The organism is Alcaligenes sp. GW821-FHT11D07 (genome assembly GCF_058808495.1).
This window is the reverse complement of record NZ_JBXART010000001.1, coordinates 223,186-238,200: the sequence shown is the minus strand read 5'-3', so window position 1 is coordinate 238,200 and position 15,015 is coordinate 223,186. Positions and strand designations below refer to the sequence as shown.

Sequence of the window (15,015 nt, the reverse complement as noted above, 5' to 3'; positions counted from 1 at the left end):
TAGTTTTTTATTGATTTCGGTGAGCTAAGCCACCAACTGCGTGAAACGAGAACGATGAAAAACCAAAGGCGAAATTTCACGTTCTATCTGTACATCGTGTATGAGCAACTGCACGGCATCGTGGTCCCCGGCCGGATGCACCTGGAAAACGCTGCAATCAAACCAAACCGATGCCCCTTGGATGTGTACGGCCCCCTCCTCGGTCAGCTCGACCTGGATATTGCTAAAACGGCTGCCCTTATCAGGCCCGGCCAACTGCCTGCAAATGGCAGCATGCTCGGCGCTCAAAATGGATACCCCCAGACGCGTGGCGCAAGACAACAGCGCCCAGGTCGACGAACTTTTCTGTACAAAAAATGCGGCCAGCGGTGGAGCCAGCGATACCCCGACCGAAAAACTGGACGCAACAATGACCTGCGGCTTGCCATCAAGCACTGCCGCAATCGCGGCAACTCCAGACGGAAAGTGCCCAAAGGCCTCGCGTACGGCCATAGCCTCCAACCCACTTGTTTTTTCTTTCATGACGATGACTCTGCTCAGGCGTTAAAGACCCAAAACCGGGAATAAGACGAGTTTCGAACAAGCCCACCTTATTGGCGTCAATTTTGTGTCGATCGTCATTTTTTTGCAATAACAAAAATAACAAAAAAAGCGGAATCACGCCTAATTTAGGTATTAACCCTATGAAAAATCGTCGTTTTAAATACTATAGACCTATACAATTCATCTAAATTTTATTGCCTTTAATTATCTATAATTATTTATTTGCAATATATTTAGCAGCTACAGAAGTAGCAGCAGGCTGATGACCCCACCCTCTAAATAGAAGGACACCATGTATCTGCATATCGTATTAATGGCGCCCCACACCCCCCTTAGCCCGGAACTAGTACCCAAGCTGGAACAGGCGTTTGAACACATACGCCAAACGTGCACAGGCATAGAGCGGTTTGAATGGGTAAGCAATCTGTCACTTAATTCAGCACGCTATAGCCACGCCTTGTTGTCCGTCTTCAGCACAGCGGATGCCTTGAACAGCTACCGCAGCAGTCAAGCGCACCAAGCCATGCTCGATGCCATCGCCCCCTATATTCAGGACATCGTGGTGCTGGATAGCGTGCTGGAACACAATCTGCCCTAAGCCTGCAAGCTCCCTTCAGCATCCTCATTTGGCGCCAGCAAGCGGCACGCCGCTACGCTGGCGCCACCACGACTCGCACGGTAAAATGGCCCGCTAAGAACCTACTATTAAAAATGGGTAGCGATCAGCCCCACCACCGGAAAACAGAATGAAAGCAAGCGTCGCGATTGATGAGTTCATCGCCAGCCGAGACCATGGCGAGCACGAGCAACTCGCCCCGCACCACTACATTCTGACGCTCTACGGTCTGTACGCCCGACCTGCCGGCATCACAATTCCGGTCGCCAGTGTGGTTCAACTACTGGCCGATCTGGGCGCCGAACCGTCCAGTGTTCGATCCGCCATCTCCCGCTTGAAGAAAAAAGGCGTTCTGGTCAGCCAGCAAGCCAGCTCCGGCAAGGGCTATGCCTTGGCGGGTGAGCTTGAGCCTCATATGCACGCCGGGGACGAGCGCATCTTTTCCTCGCCCTCCATGAATATCCGCGACCCATGGCTGCTGGTTTCTTTTTCTGTTCCTGAGAGCGAGCGCCAAAACCGCCATAAAATTCGCACAGGCTTGGCTCGCATGGGCTTTGGCACCGTCAACGCGGGCTTGTATATCGGCCCCGCTCGCCTGCAGCCAGAAGCGGTTGAATACATACGCGAACACCAGCTCTGGCCCTATATTGAATTGTTTACCTGCGAGCCCAGCGGCCTGAGCGATATTCAGGAAAAAATTTCCCGCTGGTGGAACTGGGACAAGCTGGCCAACGAATACCAGTCTTTCCTGAACACTTATCAGCATGAAGTCGAAGGTTGGCAAACTGCTCTGCGCCAAGGCACAGGCGACCCGTTAGAGGCTTTCCGGCTTTATATGCCCATGATTACGCGCTGGCGTCGGCTGCCTTTTCTGGACCCCGGTCTGGCTCCTGAACTTCTGCCCGAAAACTGGGTTGGAAATACAGCCCGCAAGTTGTTTGGTGATTTGCATCGTTTGCTCAGCCCCTTGTGCACGCAACACGTACAGCAGGCCATTCCCGATTGGAAGGCCCGCAGCGCGGAGTAAGCGGCACGACACCTCACGCTCCGGCAAACTCAGCAATCTCTTTAAGCAAACTCTGCGCAAGGGTCTCGAACTGTTCCTCGGTGACCCCTTGCATCATGGGAGCGTCTTTCCAAGCAGGGAAATTACCGAACTGAAACGGCAGATCGAAGCAGTGCCCGCTCAGCACGGCTTCCTGCTGGCTTTGCTCGCTAAACTCACTCCATTGCACAGAACGGCCCGCGCGCTTCAGACTGGCCGCATACTGCGTCGGGAAACGCTGAAACTGCGCCCAGGACGAGGCCGCCACAACTTGTTGATACGGCGTCAAACCTGACGCTGCACCGCAATACGCCCCATCACGAATCAAAATATCAGGCAGATCATTCAAGGGCCATAAGCCCAGCGCTTGATCCACCAGCTCCTGCGTGGCCTGTCTGTGAAAAGGCAGATCAAAGAAAAACACCGAAGACTCCTGCGCCGTACAGCGCATATAAACAGCCTGCGCATGGCAGGCCTGCGCCGCCCAATCCGGGTTCAAAAGCTGCACCGGCACATCCGCACTGGCCACAGGCAAGAATGCCGAAGGCGCATATCCTAAGCACGGAGGCTCCATATCCAGAGCCGCCACGCCCTGTTGCATCACGCGCTCCACATCAGCATCCAGCCACTGGCCTTCCAAACCGCAGCGGACACGTTCGCTAATCACGCTTTGTTGCCGTGGATGCCACGGAGCACGCGTTCCCATGCTGAGCAAGGCCACGCGATCAATCCAACCCCGCGTGGTATCCAATACGCTCAGCAGATGCGCATACCAGCCCCCAGCCGACTGCCCCATCAAGGTAATTTTGTTCGGCTCGCCTCCAAACTGGCGAATATGCGTTTTGACCCACTGCAGGGCCAAAACCAGATCCGACGCTGGCAAGGGCAAGGGATCGGCTTGCGCCTCTCCCAGATGCCCCAAAGCTCCCAAGCGATAATTCACATTGACGACCAATATGCCCTGCGCTGCCAGGCGACTGCCGTCGTACCAGTCCAGCGAACCGCCACCACTCATCCAGGCCCCACCGTGAATAAATACCACGACAGGCAAGCCTTGCGCCTGAGCGGGAGCCCACACATTCAGAAAGTACGCATCCTCTGATTGCGGGTTATCGCTGCCTGCCCCCATCACGGCCGCCAAACGACTGGGACGTTGGGGAAAAATGGGAACCTGGTTCAGACGCCCCACCTCCAGGCGGCCACCTGCGGCCACTGCCGACGCAAAGCGCTGGGTTCCCTGCGCATAACGCAAGCCGTACCAAGCCTGCACCTCTACGCCATCAAGCCAATAAGAACGCGAGGCAGAGCCCGCCGTCACAATCATCACCATGATTTAGAGCTTGTTGGAAATATAGGGGGTCCCGGTCATGGCATTACCGTGCAGCTCGTAACCCATAGGCGCGGTAATCGAGGCATGACGTGTGCCTGTATTGATGTCGCGCCACATACGCCCCAGCAAACTGTTTTCAGCAAAAGAAGCTGTGCCGTGCAACCAGCACAGATTATTGACGGCCTCAACCAACTCATGACCCGCATGGCCTATACCCGCACGATGGCGAGCCCGCAACTCTAAAGGCATAGGCACGGAACCCGAGGCTGCTGCATCAATCTGTGCAGCGGAACGCTCCAGCAGCAAACGAGCCCCATCAATCTGAATACTGGCGGTCCCCAAATTCTGCACAAAGGCGCCAGAGTCCGACTGCTTCTTGTAATGCGTATAGGTAATTCCCCGCTTGCCGCTGACGCCATTGGTGAAATCCAAAGCAGCCTGAGCAGCCCCCAGAGATGGCGCCTGAATGCAGGTGGACATGGTCAAGTGCGGCGTCAGTCGACGACCAAAAGTCGCCAGGGGATCATGCTCAGGCACATCCCCCATCAACTGTTCAAACGTGATCAAACGCTCTTTGGATACCCACAGGTTTTCAGCCACCATGGTGTTGGAGCCAGAACCACGCATGCCGATGGTGTACCAGGTGTCCTGAATTTCAAATTCATCACGACGCATCAGCACAAAGCCCACCGTCGGCTCGGCCAACTCGCTTTCCTTGATGAACAAAATCCCTAAGGCCCAGTCCGAATGATTGCTGTTGGATGCGAAAGGCCACTTGCCATTGATCCGCCAACCATCGCCATCCGGGGTGGCGGTGCCTTGGGGCTGAGCAAAAATCGAGGCGGCGCGAATTGGGCCATCCGCAAACACCTCATCCAGCATGGCATCGCTAAAGCGGTTAGCCAGCATGACCGAACCGTTAGAGATCACGACGCACCAGGCGGCGGCCGGATCGTAGTAAGCCACGGCACTGGCGCACTGCAAGAGCATATCCGCCCCGCCCTCGTAGCCACCGTAACGCTTCAAGGCCGAAATACGCCAAGCACCCGTGGACTCCAACGCCTGAACCGCCTCGTCTGACAACATGCGATTGCGATCTGCCTGAGGAGCCAACTCTCGCAAGAGCGGCCCAATCTCATGGATGCGCTCCAGCAGCGCCCCCGTCTCCTGCCGCGAAGGCGCTTGAGACACAGTGATGCGTTCGCACTCAGTCAAAGAAGTTAGCCCCGTGATAGACATAGCTGTTCCTTAGAATTATTTAATATGGCAAATTTATAACTATCGTAAATTAATCGCAATATCAAAAACAAGGAAAAACCTGACAAGCACCTATTTCACATGATTTTTACGGGTTTACACCTAGAAATCCGATTGATTGGACGATCAATTTAATTGCATAAATCTAACGATCAAAATAATTTTGAATCACAAAAGATCAGACCAAACACCTTTGAGCTAGCGCAGGACAAAAAAAACCGCCGACCCGAAGGTCGGCGGTTTTCTATGTAGATAACAGGCTTTAACAGCCCATTGTCATTACATATTTTCGATCATGACATCGCCAAAGCCGGAGCACGACACTTGGGTCGCGCCTTCCATCAGACGGGCAAAGTCATACGTCACTTTGCGCGAAGTAATGGATTTCTGCATGCTTTCGATGATCAGATCAGCCGCTTCAGTCCAACCCATGTGACGCAGCATCATTTCGGCGGACAAAATCAGCGAACCGGGGTTCACGTAATCTTTGCCAGCGTACTTAGGAGCGGTACCGTGGGTCGCTTCGAACATGGCGACGGAATCGGACAGGTTGGCGCCGGGAGCAATACCGATACCACCCACTTGAGCGGCCAGAGCGTCGGAGATGTAGTCGCCGTTCAGGTTCAATGTAGCGATAACGTCGTACTCGGCAGGACGCAGCAGAATCTGTTGCAAGAAGGCGTCAGCGATCGAATCCTTGACGGTGATCTCGCGACCGGTCTTGGGATTCTTGAATTTGCACCATGGACCGCCGTCGATCAGCTCAGCACCGAATTCTTTTTGAGCCAGTTCGTAAGCCCAATCACGGAAGCCACCTTCGGTGAACTTCATGATGTTGCCCTTGTGAACGATGGTCACGGAGGAGCGATCATTGTCGATAGCGTACTGGATGGCCTTGCGCACCAGGCGCTCGGTACCTTCGCGGGAAACAGGCTTCACACCGATACCGGAGGTGTTGGGGAAGCGGATCTTGTTCACGCCCAGGGTGTTTTGCAGGAAGTCGATCAGCTTCTTGGCGCTTTCGGACTCAGCAGCAAATTCGATACCGGCGTAAATGTCTTCGGAGTTCTCGCGGAAAATGACCATTTCGGTCTTTTCTGGCTCACGCACAGGCGAAGGAACACCCTTGAAGTAGCGCACGGGGCGCAGGCAGACGTACAGGTCCAGTTGCTGACGCAGAGCCACGTTCAAGGAACGGATGCCGCCGCCAACGGGCGTGGTCAGTGGGCCTTTGATGGATACGACGTAGTCTTTAACGGCACTCAGAGTTTCTTCTGGCAGCCACACGTCGGAACCGTATACCTTGGTGGACTTCTCACCCGCGTACACTTCCATCCATTCGATCTTGCGCTTGCCGGCGTAGGCCTTGGCAACCGCAGCGTCGACTACTTTAATCATGACTGGCGAAATATCCACGCCCGTACCATCACCCTCGATGTAAGGAATAATGGGTTGATCGGGAACATTCAGGGAAAAATCCGCGTTAACTGTAATTTTCTGCCCCGACGCGGGGATCTTGATATGCTGATAGGACATGGATGCTCCAGTTGTGCTCCAATATTAGAGATAGCTAAACACGGAACGCTTTTGCGTTTCCGAAGTCTTATATAAGAGTTTAACTTAATTCGCGCGTATTCAGGCACCTGTAAACTCAAAGCTTGCCAAAAATGCTTGCATTCTTGACCGCTTTTCCATTCTACACGGCCTCGATTCTCGCTTGCACCTGTCTCCCCGCTCCCGCAGACCCGCGTAAAATGCGCCTGACAGATTCGCATTTTCTGACCATTTTTTTCTACATTCCGCCATGTTCAACCCCTCTCGCGAGCAGGTTCGCCAATTTTTCATTGAAGCTTGGGACAAGCACCAAAGTGGTCATCTGCTGACCGCCTTGGAGACGATGGCGGTGGATCTGGTGCAACAGCACCCCGAATACCACGAAGACCTGCGCAATGCCGATGCCGTCAACCAGGACTATGCAGTAGAACAGGGGCGCAGCAATCCCTTCTTGCACCTGTCCATGCATTTGGCCATCAACGAGCAGTTGTCCATTGACCAGCCTCCCGGCATCAAGGGTGCTTATCAGCGCCTGTTGACCACCCATGATCCGCACGGTGCCGCGCACATCATCATGGAAGCCCTGGGCGAGGTGATCTGGGAAGCTCAGCGGCTAGGTACGCCGCTGAACAACGAGCGCTATATAGAATTGATCTTGCGCCACAGCACCCGCGACTAAAAGAACCGGACAGGCCGCTGGCGGCCTACTTCCGGTTGTTCAAGGGGCCGGGCTGGCGTGACAGCCATACCGAAATACTGTCGATATCGGCCTGACTCATGGTGTTGGCCATCGCCCCCATCACGGCATTTTTGCGGATATTGGCGGTGGCAGGCGCTCCGGCCTGTCCGCGCTGGTAGGCCATCAAGGCCTGCCGTAAATAATCCGCATGCTGCCCCGCCAGAATCGGGTATTCCGGATTCAAGGGCGTTTTGGCATCTTCGCCATGACAGGACGCGCAATTTAAGTTTTTCCAGGCTTCTCCGCCTGCCTTGGCCAGATCCTCGGCGGCCGTGGCTTGCGTGCCCACGCCCATCACCAGCCCCATTGCCACCAGCAATACTGCTTTTCTCATGCTTGCCTCCCCGCCTTTAAGGTTTGTTGCCGGCGTAATACGCCGCAATGTCAGCCATGTCCTGCTCGGACAGACTTTGCGCTATGGCCTGCATGGTCGGGAAAGTTCTGGCTCCGCTGGCATACTCTTGAAGCGCGGCTTGTATATAAGCGGCGCCCTGCCCTGAAATCATGGGGACGTGATAGACCTCTGGAAAGCTTGCCTTGTAACCGGGCAAGCCATGACAGCCTATACACATGGAGATTTTGTCGCGTGCTGCCTCGGGATTGGCTTTGACAGGCTCGGAATCCTGCGCCTGGGCTGCCGAGAGCAGACAGGCGCTTGAGGCCAGAATAAAGAAAGAGACATACCGCTTCATTTGCAACTTCATCATCGCTATTCGCTTTGTCGTGGAGTTGAAAACGGTCCGGGTCAGGTTCTGCGTCTACTGCAGCAAAAGGTGAATCAACGCGACACCTGGCTCTGTGATGCTGACCGACGAGTACTGAGTCGATTGTATGATAATTGCCAAGGATGACTGATACTAGTATTTATACCCGAGTTTCTATTCTTGACAGATCAACATTTTAAGTACAAGTTTGAGCCGATTTATGACTAATGCGACCCGTTTTGAAGGCACCGACCAGTACGTTGCCACCGATGACTTGAAGCTGGCCGTCAACGCCGCTTTGACGCTACAACGCCCTTTGTTGATTAAAGGCGAACCCGGTACCGGGAAAACTCTGCTGGCTTTGGAAGTGGCCCGCGCGCTGGGACGTCCCCTGCTGCAATGGCACATTAAATCGACCACCAAAGCGCATCAAGGTCTGTATGAATATGACGCGGTCTCGCGCTTGCGCGACTCCCAGCTGGGCGATGAAAAGGTACGCGACATTGGCAACTACATCGTGCAAGGCACACTGTGGCAAGCCTTTGAGTCCGATGAACCCACGGTTGTCCTGATCGATGAGATCGACAAAGCAGACATCGAATTTCCCAATGACTTGCTCCAGGAACTGGACCGGATGGAGTTTCATGTTTATGAGACTCGCCAGACAGTCAAAGCGCGCCACCGCCCCCTGATCATCATTACCTCCAATAATGAAAAAGATCTGCCCGACGCCTTTTTGCGACGCTGCTTTTTCCATTACATCCGCTTTCCCGAGCGCGAGACCATGGAGCAAATTGTGGCGGTGCACTACCCGGACTTGCGCAGCGACATCCTGGCCAGCGCCCTGGATACCTTCTTTGCCCTGCGTGATGTCCCGGGCCTGAAGAAAAAGCCCTCCACCTCTGAGTTCCTGGATTGGCTGCGCCTGCTCTTGGCCAACGACATCCCTGCCAGCGACCTGCACGAGCTGGATGATGGTTTGCCCCCCATGGCCGGTGCCTTGCTGAAGAACGAACAGGACCTGTCCTTGATGCAGCGTCTGGCGGCCATGAGCCAACGCAGTCAACGCCGGAGCTGATATGCAAGCAAGCGCTTTCACCCAGCCTCTTACCCCCCTGACTCTGGAGGGTTGGGGTGTACGACTTGAGCCCTTGCAACTGGCCCATAGCGAGCTGCTGGAAGCGGCGGCGGCCGATGGTGAACTGTGGAAGGTACGCGTCACCAGCGTTCCTTCCCCCGGCCAAGCCAAGGCCTATATCCAAACGGCGCTGGAAGGACAGGAGCAAGCTCATATGCTGCCCTTTCTGGTTCGCAACCTGCTGACAGGGCAAGCTGTGGGCTCTACGCGCTATCACGATATTGTGGCCCCCGTGGGACGCCTGGAAATTGGCTACACCTGGTACGCTCAAAGCGCCCAGCGTAGCCACGTCAATACCGCCGCCAAGCTGCTCTTGCTGCAACACGCGTTTGAGACCTTAGGCGCCGCGGTAGTGGGCTGGCGTACAGATCATCTGAACTTCAAATCCCAGCAGGCTATCAGTCGCTTGGGAGCACGTTTTGATGGTCGAATTCGCCACCATGCGGTACGCCGCGATGGCACCATACGCGACACCATGTTCTACAGCCTGATGGCTGGCGAGTGGGCCGATACCCGTGCCCACTTGCTCGACAGACTGAGGCAGCACAACCATGTTGCTTGATTTTTTCTATCACCTACGCGAACGCGGCTTGCCGGTCTCCATTCAAGAGCACCTGACACTGCTTGATGCGCTCTGCAAAGGCATCATGCCGCCCACGCTGGATGATTTCTATCATCTGTCCCGGCTGGTCCTGATCAAAGACGAAACTCTGTACGACCGTTTTGATCTGGCCTTTGGCGAGTTCTACCAACCCCAGCTGGAAGCCCTGGCCAAGGACAAGACCTTGCCGGAAGACTGGCTGCGCAAAACCCTGACCCGCCATCTGACGCCGGAACAAAAAGCCGCTTTGGAAAAGCACGGTCTGGACAAGCTGCTGGAAATGTTCAAAGAGCGCCTGAAGGAACAGCAGGGGCGTCATGCCGGCGGCAGCAAATGGATCGGAACGGGCGGCTCTTCCCCCTTTGGGCACGGTGGCTATCACCCTGAAGGGATACGTATTGGTGGCCCCTCTGCCGGGAACCGTACAGCTATCAAAGTGTGGGAGAAGCGCGACTTCCTGGACTACGACGATCAGCAGGAACTGGGCACACGAAACTTCAAAATGGCCTTGCGACGCCTGCGCCGCTTTGCCCGCGAAGGTGCAGCCAATGAGCTGGATCTGGACGGCACCATACGCGAAACCGCCCGCAATGCCGGCATGCTGGATTTGCAGATGCGTGCTGAGCGGCAAAACCGCGTAAATGTGCTGATGCTGCTGGATGTGGGCGGCAGCATGGACGACCACATCGCACAAGTCGAATCCTTGTTTTCAGCGGCTCGTTCCGAATTCAAGCATCTGGAAGCCTATTACTTTCATAACTGCGTGTACGAGTCTCTATGGCGACATAATTCGCGCCGCCATAATGAAAGGCTGGACACCTGGGATTTGCTGCGCAAGTACAACGATGACTGGCGCATCATCATCGTGGGGGATGCCACCATGAGCCCCTACGAGATCATGGCACCCGGCGGCTCGGTCGAACACTACAACAAAGAAACGGGCGCTGCCTGGTTGCAAAGGATCAATGCCCATTGGTCCCGCGTTGCCTGGTTAAACCCTGAACCTCAGGCCTACTGGCCCTATCGCCAGTCGATCTCCATCATTCAGAACCTGATGTCGGACCATATGTACCCGGTCACCAGCGCCGGGCTGGAAGAAGCCATGCGTTACCTGTCGCGCTAAAACCGGCAGATAGAAAAAAGCCGCGGTGCATTTTTTGCACCGCGGCTTTTTTAAAACCTAGATAACCGGGCGCTTAACGACGCTTGCGTTGTTGATCCAGCATACCGGCACGCTGCTGCTCCAGATCCTTGATCTGACGCTGCAATTCACGCAACTGCTCGCGGGCTTCGCGTTCCTGCTCGGCCAAAGCATTGGCTTCACGGCGAGACTCTTCTCGCTGGGCAATCGCCAGGGCTTCTTGCTGACGCTGCAAGGCCAGGTCGTTTTGCAAGACCGTCAACTGGTCTGCGCTTTCATTCAATTGCTTTTCAGCATTGGCCACTTCGGCCTGCAGCTTGATGCGCTCCAGATCGGCAGCGGCATAGTCCACGGTGTCCTGACGATACTGGGTGTACATGCGTTCGGCCAAGGATTCATCCGTGGTCTTGAAGACACGCCAGAATTCGCGCTGTTGGAACAGGGCCACGTAGTAGGTCATGCTGTCAGCGGCGAACAAAAGACTGGCACCAAAACGGCCGTTATAGGCCGTACGCAGTTCTTGCACACCACGAGCCTGGATCAATTGCTGTAGCTGAGCGACAGTCGTGTTCTGATAGGCCGGGGCAGCGGCAGGGGCGGCTGCAGGAGGAGCAACAGGGGCCACGTCCTCAACATCTTGCTCTTGGGTTTGCGCCACAACGGGACGCTCTGGCTCCTGTACCAAAGACACCGAGCTGCACGCTGACAATAAAAGAAGTCCTCCCAAGGACAGCAACACCGCCGTCTTCTGACTAAGGTTCACCATACCCATCCCTTGATAATCAATTTTTTGTGATTAGCTTGATACACAGAAACAGCCCGTATTCTAAACGCGCGTTGTCGCATCTTGTGCCTTTATGTTGAATTTGCGCATCTTTTCCCACAAGACCTTGCGAGAAATCCCCAATACCGCTGCGGTATCTTGGCGTCGCCAATTCTGGGAATCGAGCACATTGATAATCCGGCTACGTTCCTCTTGTTCCTGCGCACTCAAACTGATGACAGGCTCAGGTCTATCCAAAAAGGGGGCATCTTCCGGCAAGGCGATGGCCGGTGCCATCACAGGCGCATTAAAGCGCTCCAGCACTTGACGCAATTGCACGGACTCCCACGCCCCAAATTGCTTGCTCATGACGGCAACACGTTCAACCAGATTAGCCAGTTCACGCACATTACCGTTAAAGCGCATGCTGCCCACCGCATCCAGTACCCATTGCGGAATATCTTCAACGTCGCATTCCAGTGCCTGCTCCAGCAAGGCACAAAAAATTGCGATCTTCTCTTGCGAGCCACGCTGCTCCAGATTGGGGATCAACAATTCCACCACGGCCAGACGATAGTACAAGTCCGCCCGAAACTGGCCTTGTTGCACCAGCCCTAACAAATTCTTGTTTGTGGCGGCCACCATCCGAAAATCCACCGGAATTGGCTGGGTTGAGCCTAAGCGGGTGACCGAGCGCTGCTCCAACACACGCAGCAACTTGACCTGTTGATGCAAGGGTAGATCCCCGATTTCATCCAGAAACAAGGTGCCTTGATCAGCCTGTTCAAAATAGCCTTTGTGCGCGCCGATGGCGCCCGTAAAGGCTCCTTTGGCATGGCCAAAGAAGTGAGCCTCAAACAAGCCCTCCGGGACCGCACCACAGTTCACTGGCACAAAAGGCCCCTGAGCGCGGGATGAGCGCTCATGCAGCAACTGCGCGATACGCTCCTTGCCCACCCCCGTCTCGCCATGAATCAGGACACTGGCGCCGCTATCGGCATACATATCTGCTTCGGCAATCAAGGCTCGCATCACGGGCGAGACTGCCACCAGCGGTTGCGGCCCGCCCTGCCCTTCACGCTCAACCTGAGCCGCCAGCCCCGCCAACTTGGCCACCAAAGACCGTAACTCGGCCTGACTAAATGACAGGGGCAAGGTATAGGAATAGGCCGAAGGATAAAAGCGGGGATCGTAGCCCCTGTCCTCCGAGGCAACCCAGATCACTGGAATGGCGTGTTCCACAAGCCACTGGTGCTGCTCAAAACGCCCTTGCGCCATGACGCTGACAGATACCAGCGCCACAGCATGGGTCGTAGGGTGCAACTGCGAGTCCAACAATAATGAAGGCTCTACGCGCATGACAGCTACCGAGCTGGGTTCCAAGGCGCGTTCAGCACGCGCAGCCAGATCGGAGCTTCCCTCCCAGACGTATAAAACAGGTTCATTTCCCATAAAGCTGACACTCATTACGGTGTATGCCCCCTTCCCTACTGCACCAGATAGGCAGTACCGCACTGCACATCGTGGAGTTTCACATCGGCCTCGACCAGGCTTAAGCCCAGCAGGTTCAGCAGCCCTTCCAGCAGTGCACTCAGGGCCTGCAAGACGGGGTCCAGCAAGGCGATGACCAGGCTGAGCACCGCACCGACCAGGTTCGAGTCTTTAAAGACCAACGTTTCCACGGCTCCCGTGCGGCAATCGCGCATTGCTTTTTGGCCACCGATACCGCCAATCACACACGCCAGATCACTCAAGGGGGCTCCCAGCAAGGTCGTCAACAAATTATCAACAAAGCCCAAAGTGCCGCCCAAGATACCAATCAAACCATTTTGGCTCATGGTGCGGGCCAGTTGATCCATCCGCTCCTTGGACCAGTTCATCTCGTTCACCACCGCAGACACCGATCGCCCGGCCCCGTCACCCACCAGACTTTCCGCCATCTGACGTTTGCCCGACGCACCGCTCCAGGGCGTATTGAGCAAGTCCCCCAAAATACCCGACAGCACCGCATCCGAAAGCAGACTCACGCTACGGGTCAGGTCCAACTGAGTGGCATTTACCGTCTTTTCCGAGGGCGTGCCCGGAGGGGCTGTCAAAGTCACATGCACCGGATTTTTCGTGTCAATCAGGGGCAAAGTGACTTTAGCCGTCAAGGGCAAAATACCCAGCACATTGATCACGCGATGACGCTGGATCTGACCAAAGGACTCGTCCTTACAACTATTGGTGGCCGAGAAAAAGTCCGTGTGCGGGAACTTGCCCAGACACACGTTCACCAGCGAAGAGCTGACGGCAATGGTGGCTTGGTTATCTTCAATAGGTGGTCTGCACACATTGACCAATTCCCCCGTGGCTTGCGAGAGCTCGATAATGATAGGCAGGCTAACTTGAGTGCCCAGCACCTTCAGAATCGGTCCCACTGCCGGGATATTGGATGTATCCAACTTCAGATAAACACGTACGCCGGCCGAATTGGCTTTCGTCCCAATTCCCCCCATAGCGATACTGGGCGGTTCCACCACACGGACGCGCACTTCCAAGGTGTTGTTGAACAAGCCTGAAGGCAGTGCGGTCAGATTCAAATCAATCAGGTTTTTGCCATTGGCAACCACCAAGCCTGTATTGACCAGTTGCAACACGTCCAGATTCACATTCAGCGCCGACAAGGGGTCTACGCCGTTGATCAGGGCCAAAATGCCACCCTCACCCAATAATTTGACAGGCAGGTCCAGCGGACCGACGCCAAGCAGCAGTTTGATGTAGTCCTGCAACGCCCCTACATCCAGCCCCAGCGTCTTTTTCTGATCCAACAATTCAAGGCTGGCGTTCAACAAATCAGCTAGAGTCAGTTGCTCCAATCGAGCCAATTCCTCTGGCGTACCAACGCCAGCAATAACAGTGGCTGGCAGACCCAGGGCTTTCAACAGACCAGAGGGCGTAATTTTGGCGTTGACCAAACCCGCAGAGTCCAGCACGTTCAACTGATCCGGGCGCAGGCCCACGCCGCGCAACAAGTTATAGACCAAACCATTGCGCTTTAAAGACAATAAGCGGCTACCGACAGAAAAGGTCGCAACAGGCTCACTGCTCTTGGCGGTGGCAACAGCCTCAATCACTGAGGAAGTGAAGAAAGGGAATAAGGAAGGTGGCTGATAGCTCAAGCGCACTTGAACGGCATCGGCTGGCAAGACCTGCGTAAAGCTTTGCCCAGAAGCGGCGTCGCCCCCCTTCCATTTACCGCACAGCACTTGAGCGCCGTTACCCGTCAAACCAGCCGCGGGTGAACCAGACTGGCTGCGCAAGCTAAAGCGAGCCATATTCTGCCCTTGCTGGCACCCCATCTCGTCCCCTGAACCCAAAGCTTGGGCACCGGCCAACGCGGCCAAGTCAGCGGCATTTTGCAAATCCCGCTTGACGGAGAAATTGTGTCCCAGGTGCGCAGCCCCCAGCAGGACCAGCCCCACAAACAAGGCCGCCGCCGCAGGCACAATAATTGAACCTTGCTGCTTGTGCGCCTGCTCACTCCGGGTTCGAGTTTTTCCCCATTTCATGTCGCTCTCCTGGCCCGCTCTGCCCCAAGGGGC

General features: G+C 55.3%; 15 protein-coding genes. 6 read left to right on the top strand and 9 right to left on the bottom strand.

Annotated features, from left to right (window positions below; all coding sequences use genetic code 11):
• Positions 1–24 precede the first annotated feature (24 nt).
• Complete coding sequence (locus AC1RSM_RS01070; protein WP_492928629.1) at positions 25–522, bottom strand: flavin reductase family protein; 498 nt, start codon at positions 520–522, stop codon at positions 25–27.
• 313 nt (positions 523–835) lie between these two features.
• Between AC1RSM_RS01070 and AC1RSM_RS01065 the strand changes: the two genes are divergently transcribed.
• Positions 836–1,141, top strand: coding sequence for a Dabb family protein (locus AC1RSM_RS01065; protein ID WP_492928627.1), 306 nt, complete (start codon positions 836–838; stop codon positions 1,139–1,141).
• Positions 1,142–1,289: 148 nt separating this feature from the next.
• Complete coding sequence (locus AC1RSM_RS01060; RefSeq protein ID WP_492928625.1) at positions 1,290–2,186, top strand: PaaX family transcriptional regulator; 897 nt, start codon at positions 1,290–1,292, stop codon at positions 2,184–2,186.
• 13 nt (positions 2,187–2,199) lie between these two features.
• Here AC1RSM_RS01060 and AC1RSM_RS01055 read toward each other — a convergent pair whose 3' ends face one another.
• The 3 genes from AC1RSM_RS01055 to icd all read right to left on the bottom strand — a co-directional run bounded on the left by AC1RSM_RS01055 (position 2,200) and on the right by icd (position 6,327).
• Entirely contained in the window at positions 2,200–3,534 is a 1,335-nt protein-coding gene (locus tag AC1RSM_RS01055; RefSeq protein WP_492928624.1) for a carboxylesterase family protein, read from the bottom strand.
• A 3-nt stretch (positions 3,535–3,537) separates the two neighbouring features.
• Positions 3,538–4,773, bottom strand: a complete 1,236-nt coding sequence (locus AC1RSM_RS01050; protein ID WP_492928622.1) for an acyl-CoA dehydrogenase family protein — start codon at positions 4,771–4,773, stop codon at positions 3,538–3,540.
• 297 nt (positions 4,774–5,070) lie between these two features.
• On the bottom strand, positions 5,071–6,327 hold the full coding sequence (gene icd / locus AC1RSM_RS01045; protein ID WP_492928621.1) for an NADP-dependent isocitrate dehydrogenase: 1,257 nt from the start codon (positions 6,325–6,327) through the stop codon (positions 5,071–5,073).
• Between the two features lie 268 nt (positions 6,328–6,595).
• Between icd and AC1RSM_RS01040 the strand changes: the two genes are divergently transcribed.
• The gene (locus AC1RSM_RS01040; protein ID WP_492928619.1) at positions 6,596–7,024 is read left to right on the top strand and encodes a DUF1841 family protein; all 429 of its coding nucleotides are present in this window, start codon (positions 6,596–6,598) and stop codon (positions 7,022–7,024) included.
• A gap of 25 nt (positions 7,025–7,049) precedes the next feature.
• Here AC1RSM_RS01040 and AC1RSM_RS01035 read toward each other — a convergent pair whose 3' ends face one another.
• Complete coding sequence (locus tag AC1RSM_RS01035) at positions 7,050–7,418, bottom strand: c-type cytochrome (protein ID WP_492928616.1); 369 nt, start codon at positions 7,416–7,418, stop codon at positions 7,050–7,052.
• 16 nt (positions 7,419–7,434) lie between these two features.
• The gene (locus AC1RSM_RS01030; RefSeq protein WP_492931402.1) at positions 7,435–7,776 is read right to left on the bottom strand and encodes a c-type cytochrome; all 342 of its coding nucleotides are present in this window, start codon (positions 7,774–7,776) and stop codon (positions 7,435–7,437) included.
• Positions 7,777–8,008: 232 nt separating this feature from the next.
• Between AC1RSM_RS01030 and AC1RSM_RS01025 the strand changes: the two genes are divergently transcribed.
• Genes AC1RSM_RS01025 through AC1RSM_RS01015 form a run of 3 tightly spaced genes read left to right on the top strand, consistent with a single transcriptional unit; the run spans position 8,009 to position 10,650 of the window.
• A complete protein-coding gene (locus tag AC1RSM_RS01025) occupies positions 8,009–8,866 on the top strand; it encodes an AAA family ATPase (RefSeq protein WP_492928614.1) in 858 nt (285 codons plus the stop codon).
• Between the two features lies 1 nt (position 8,867).
• Complete coding sequence (locus AC1RSM_RS01020; protein ID WP_492928612.1) at positions 8,868–9,488, top strand: GNAT family N-acetyltransferase; 621 nt, start codon at positions 8,868–8,870, stop codon at positions 9,486–9,488.
• Positions 9,478–10,650: a vWA domain-containing protein gene (locus AC1RSM_RS01015; protein ID WP_492928610.1), complete on the top strand. Its 1,173-nt coding sequence runs from the start codon at positions 9,478–9,480 to the stop codon at positions 10,648–10,650. The genes AC1RSM_RS01020 and AC1RSM_RS01015 overlap by 11 nt, the downstream gene beginning before the upstream one ends.
• A 73-nt stretch (positions 10,651–10,723) precedes the next feature.
• Here AC1RSM_RS01015 and AC1RSM_RS01010 read toward each other — a convergent pair whose 3' ends face one another.
• From AC1RSM_RS01010 to AC1RSM_RS01000, 3 genes are read right to left on the bottom strand one after another with little or no spacing between them, the layout of a single operon-like run.
• Positions 10,724–11,434: a DUF2968 domain-containing protein gene (locus tag AC1RSM_RS01010; protein WP_492928608.1), complete on the bottom strand. Its 711-nt coding sequence runs from the start codon at positions 11,432–11,434 to the stop codon at positions 10,724–10,726.
• Between the two features lie 60 nt (positions 11,435–11,494).
• Positions 11,495–12,898 carry a sigma 54-interacting transcriptional regulator gene (locus AC1RSM_RS01005; RefSeq protein WP_492928606.1) on the bottom strand — a complete coding sequence of 468 codons (1,404 nt, stop codon included), beginning with the start codon at positions 12,896–12,898 and terminating at the stop codon, positions 11,495–11,497.
• A gap of 20 nt (positions 12,899–12,918) precedes the next feature.
• Positions 12,919–14,982, bottom strand: coding sequence for a pilus assembly protein TadG-related protein (locus AC1RSM_RS01000; RefSeq protein WP_492928603.1), 2,064 nt, complete (start codon positions 14,980–14,982; stop codon positions 12,919–12,921).
• Between the last annotated feature and the right edge of the window lie 33 nt (positions 14,983–15,015).

Coding starts and splice junctions, on each gene's coding strand:
- AC1RSM_RS01035 (WP_492928616.1), bottom strand. CDS start 7,418: ATGAGAAAAGCAGTATTGCTGGTGGCAATGGGGCTGGTGATGGGCGTG.
- AC1RSM_RS01030 (WP_492931402.1), bottom strand. CDS start 7,776: ATGAAGCGGTATGTCTCTTTCTTTATTCTGGCCTCAAGCGCCTGTCTG.
- AC1RSM_RS01010 (WP_492928608.1), bottom strand. CDS start 11,434: ATGGTGAACCTTAGTCAGAAGACGGCGGTGTTGCTGTCCTTGGGAGGA.
- AC1RSM_RS01015 (WP_492928610.1), top strand. CDS start 9,478: ATGTTGCTTGATTTTTTCTATCACCTACGCGAACGCGGCTTGCCGGTC.
- AC1RSM_RS01060 (WP_492928625.1), top strand. CDS start 1,290: ATGAAAGCAAGCGTCGCGATTGATGAGTTCATCGCCAGCCGAGACCAT.
- AC1RSM_RS01005 (WP_492928606.1), bottom strand. CDS start 12,898: ATGAGTGTCAGCTTTATGGGAAATGAACCTGTTTTATACGTCTGGGAG.
- AC1RSM_RS01050 (WP_492928622.1), bottom strand. CDS start 4,773: ATGTCTATCACGGGGCTAACTTCTTTGACTGAGTGCGAACGCATCACT.
- icd (WP_492928621.1), bottom strand. CDS start 6,327: ATGTCCTATCAGCATATCAAGATCCCCGCGTCGGGGCAGAAAATTACA.
- AC1RSM_RS01040 (WP_492928619.1), top strand. CDS start 6,596: ATGTTCAACCCCTCTCGCGAGCAGGTTCGCCAATTTTTCATTGAAGCT.
- AC1RSM_RS01025 (WP_492928614.1), top strand. CDS start 8,009: ATGACTAATGCGACCCGTTTTGAAGGCACCGACCAGTACGTTGCCACC.
- AC1RSM_RS01000 (WP_492928603.1), bottom strand. CDS start 14,982: ATGAAATGGGGAAAAACTCGAACCCGGAGTGAGCAGGCGCACAAGCAG.
- AC1RSM_RS01070 (WP_492928629.1), bottom strand. CDS start 522: ATGAAAGAAAAAACAAGTGGGTTGGAGGCTATGGCCGTACGCGAGGCC.
- AC1RSM_RS01020 (WP_492928612.1), top strand. CDS start 8,868: ATGCAAGCAAGCGCTTTCACCCAGCCTCTTACCCCCCTGACTCTGGAG.
- AC1RSM_RS01055 (WP_492928624.1), bottom strand. CDS start 3,534: ATGGTGATGATTGTGACGGCGGGCTCTGCCTCGCGTTCTTATTGGCTT.
- AC1RSM_RS01065 (WP_492928627.1), top strand. CDS start 836: ATGTATCTGCATATCGTATTAATGGCGCCCCACACCCCCCTTAGCCCG.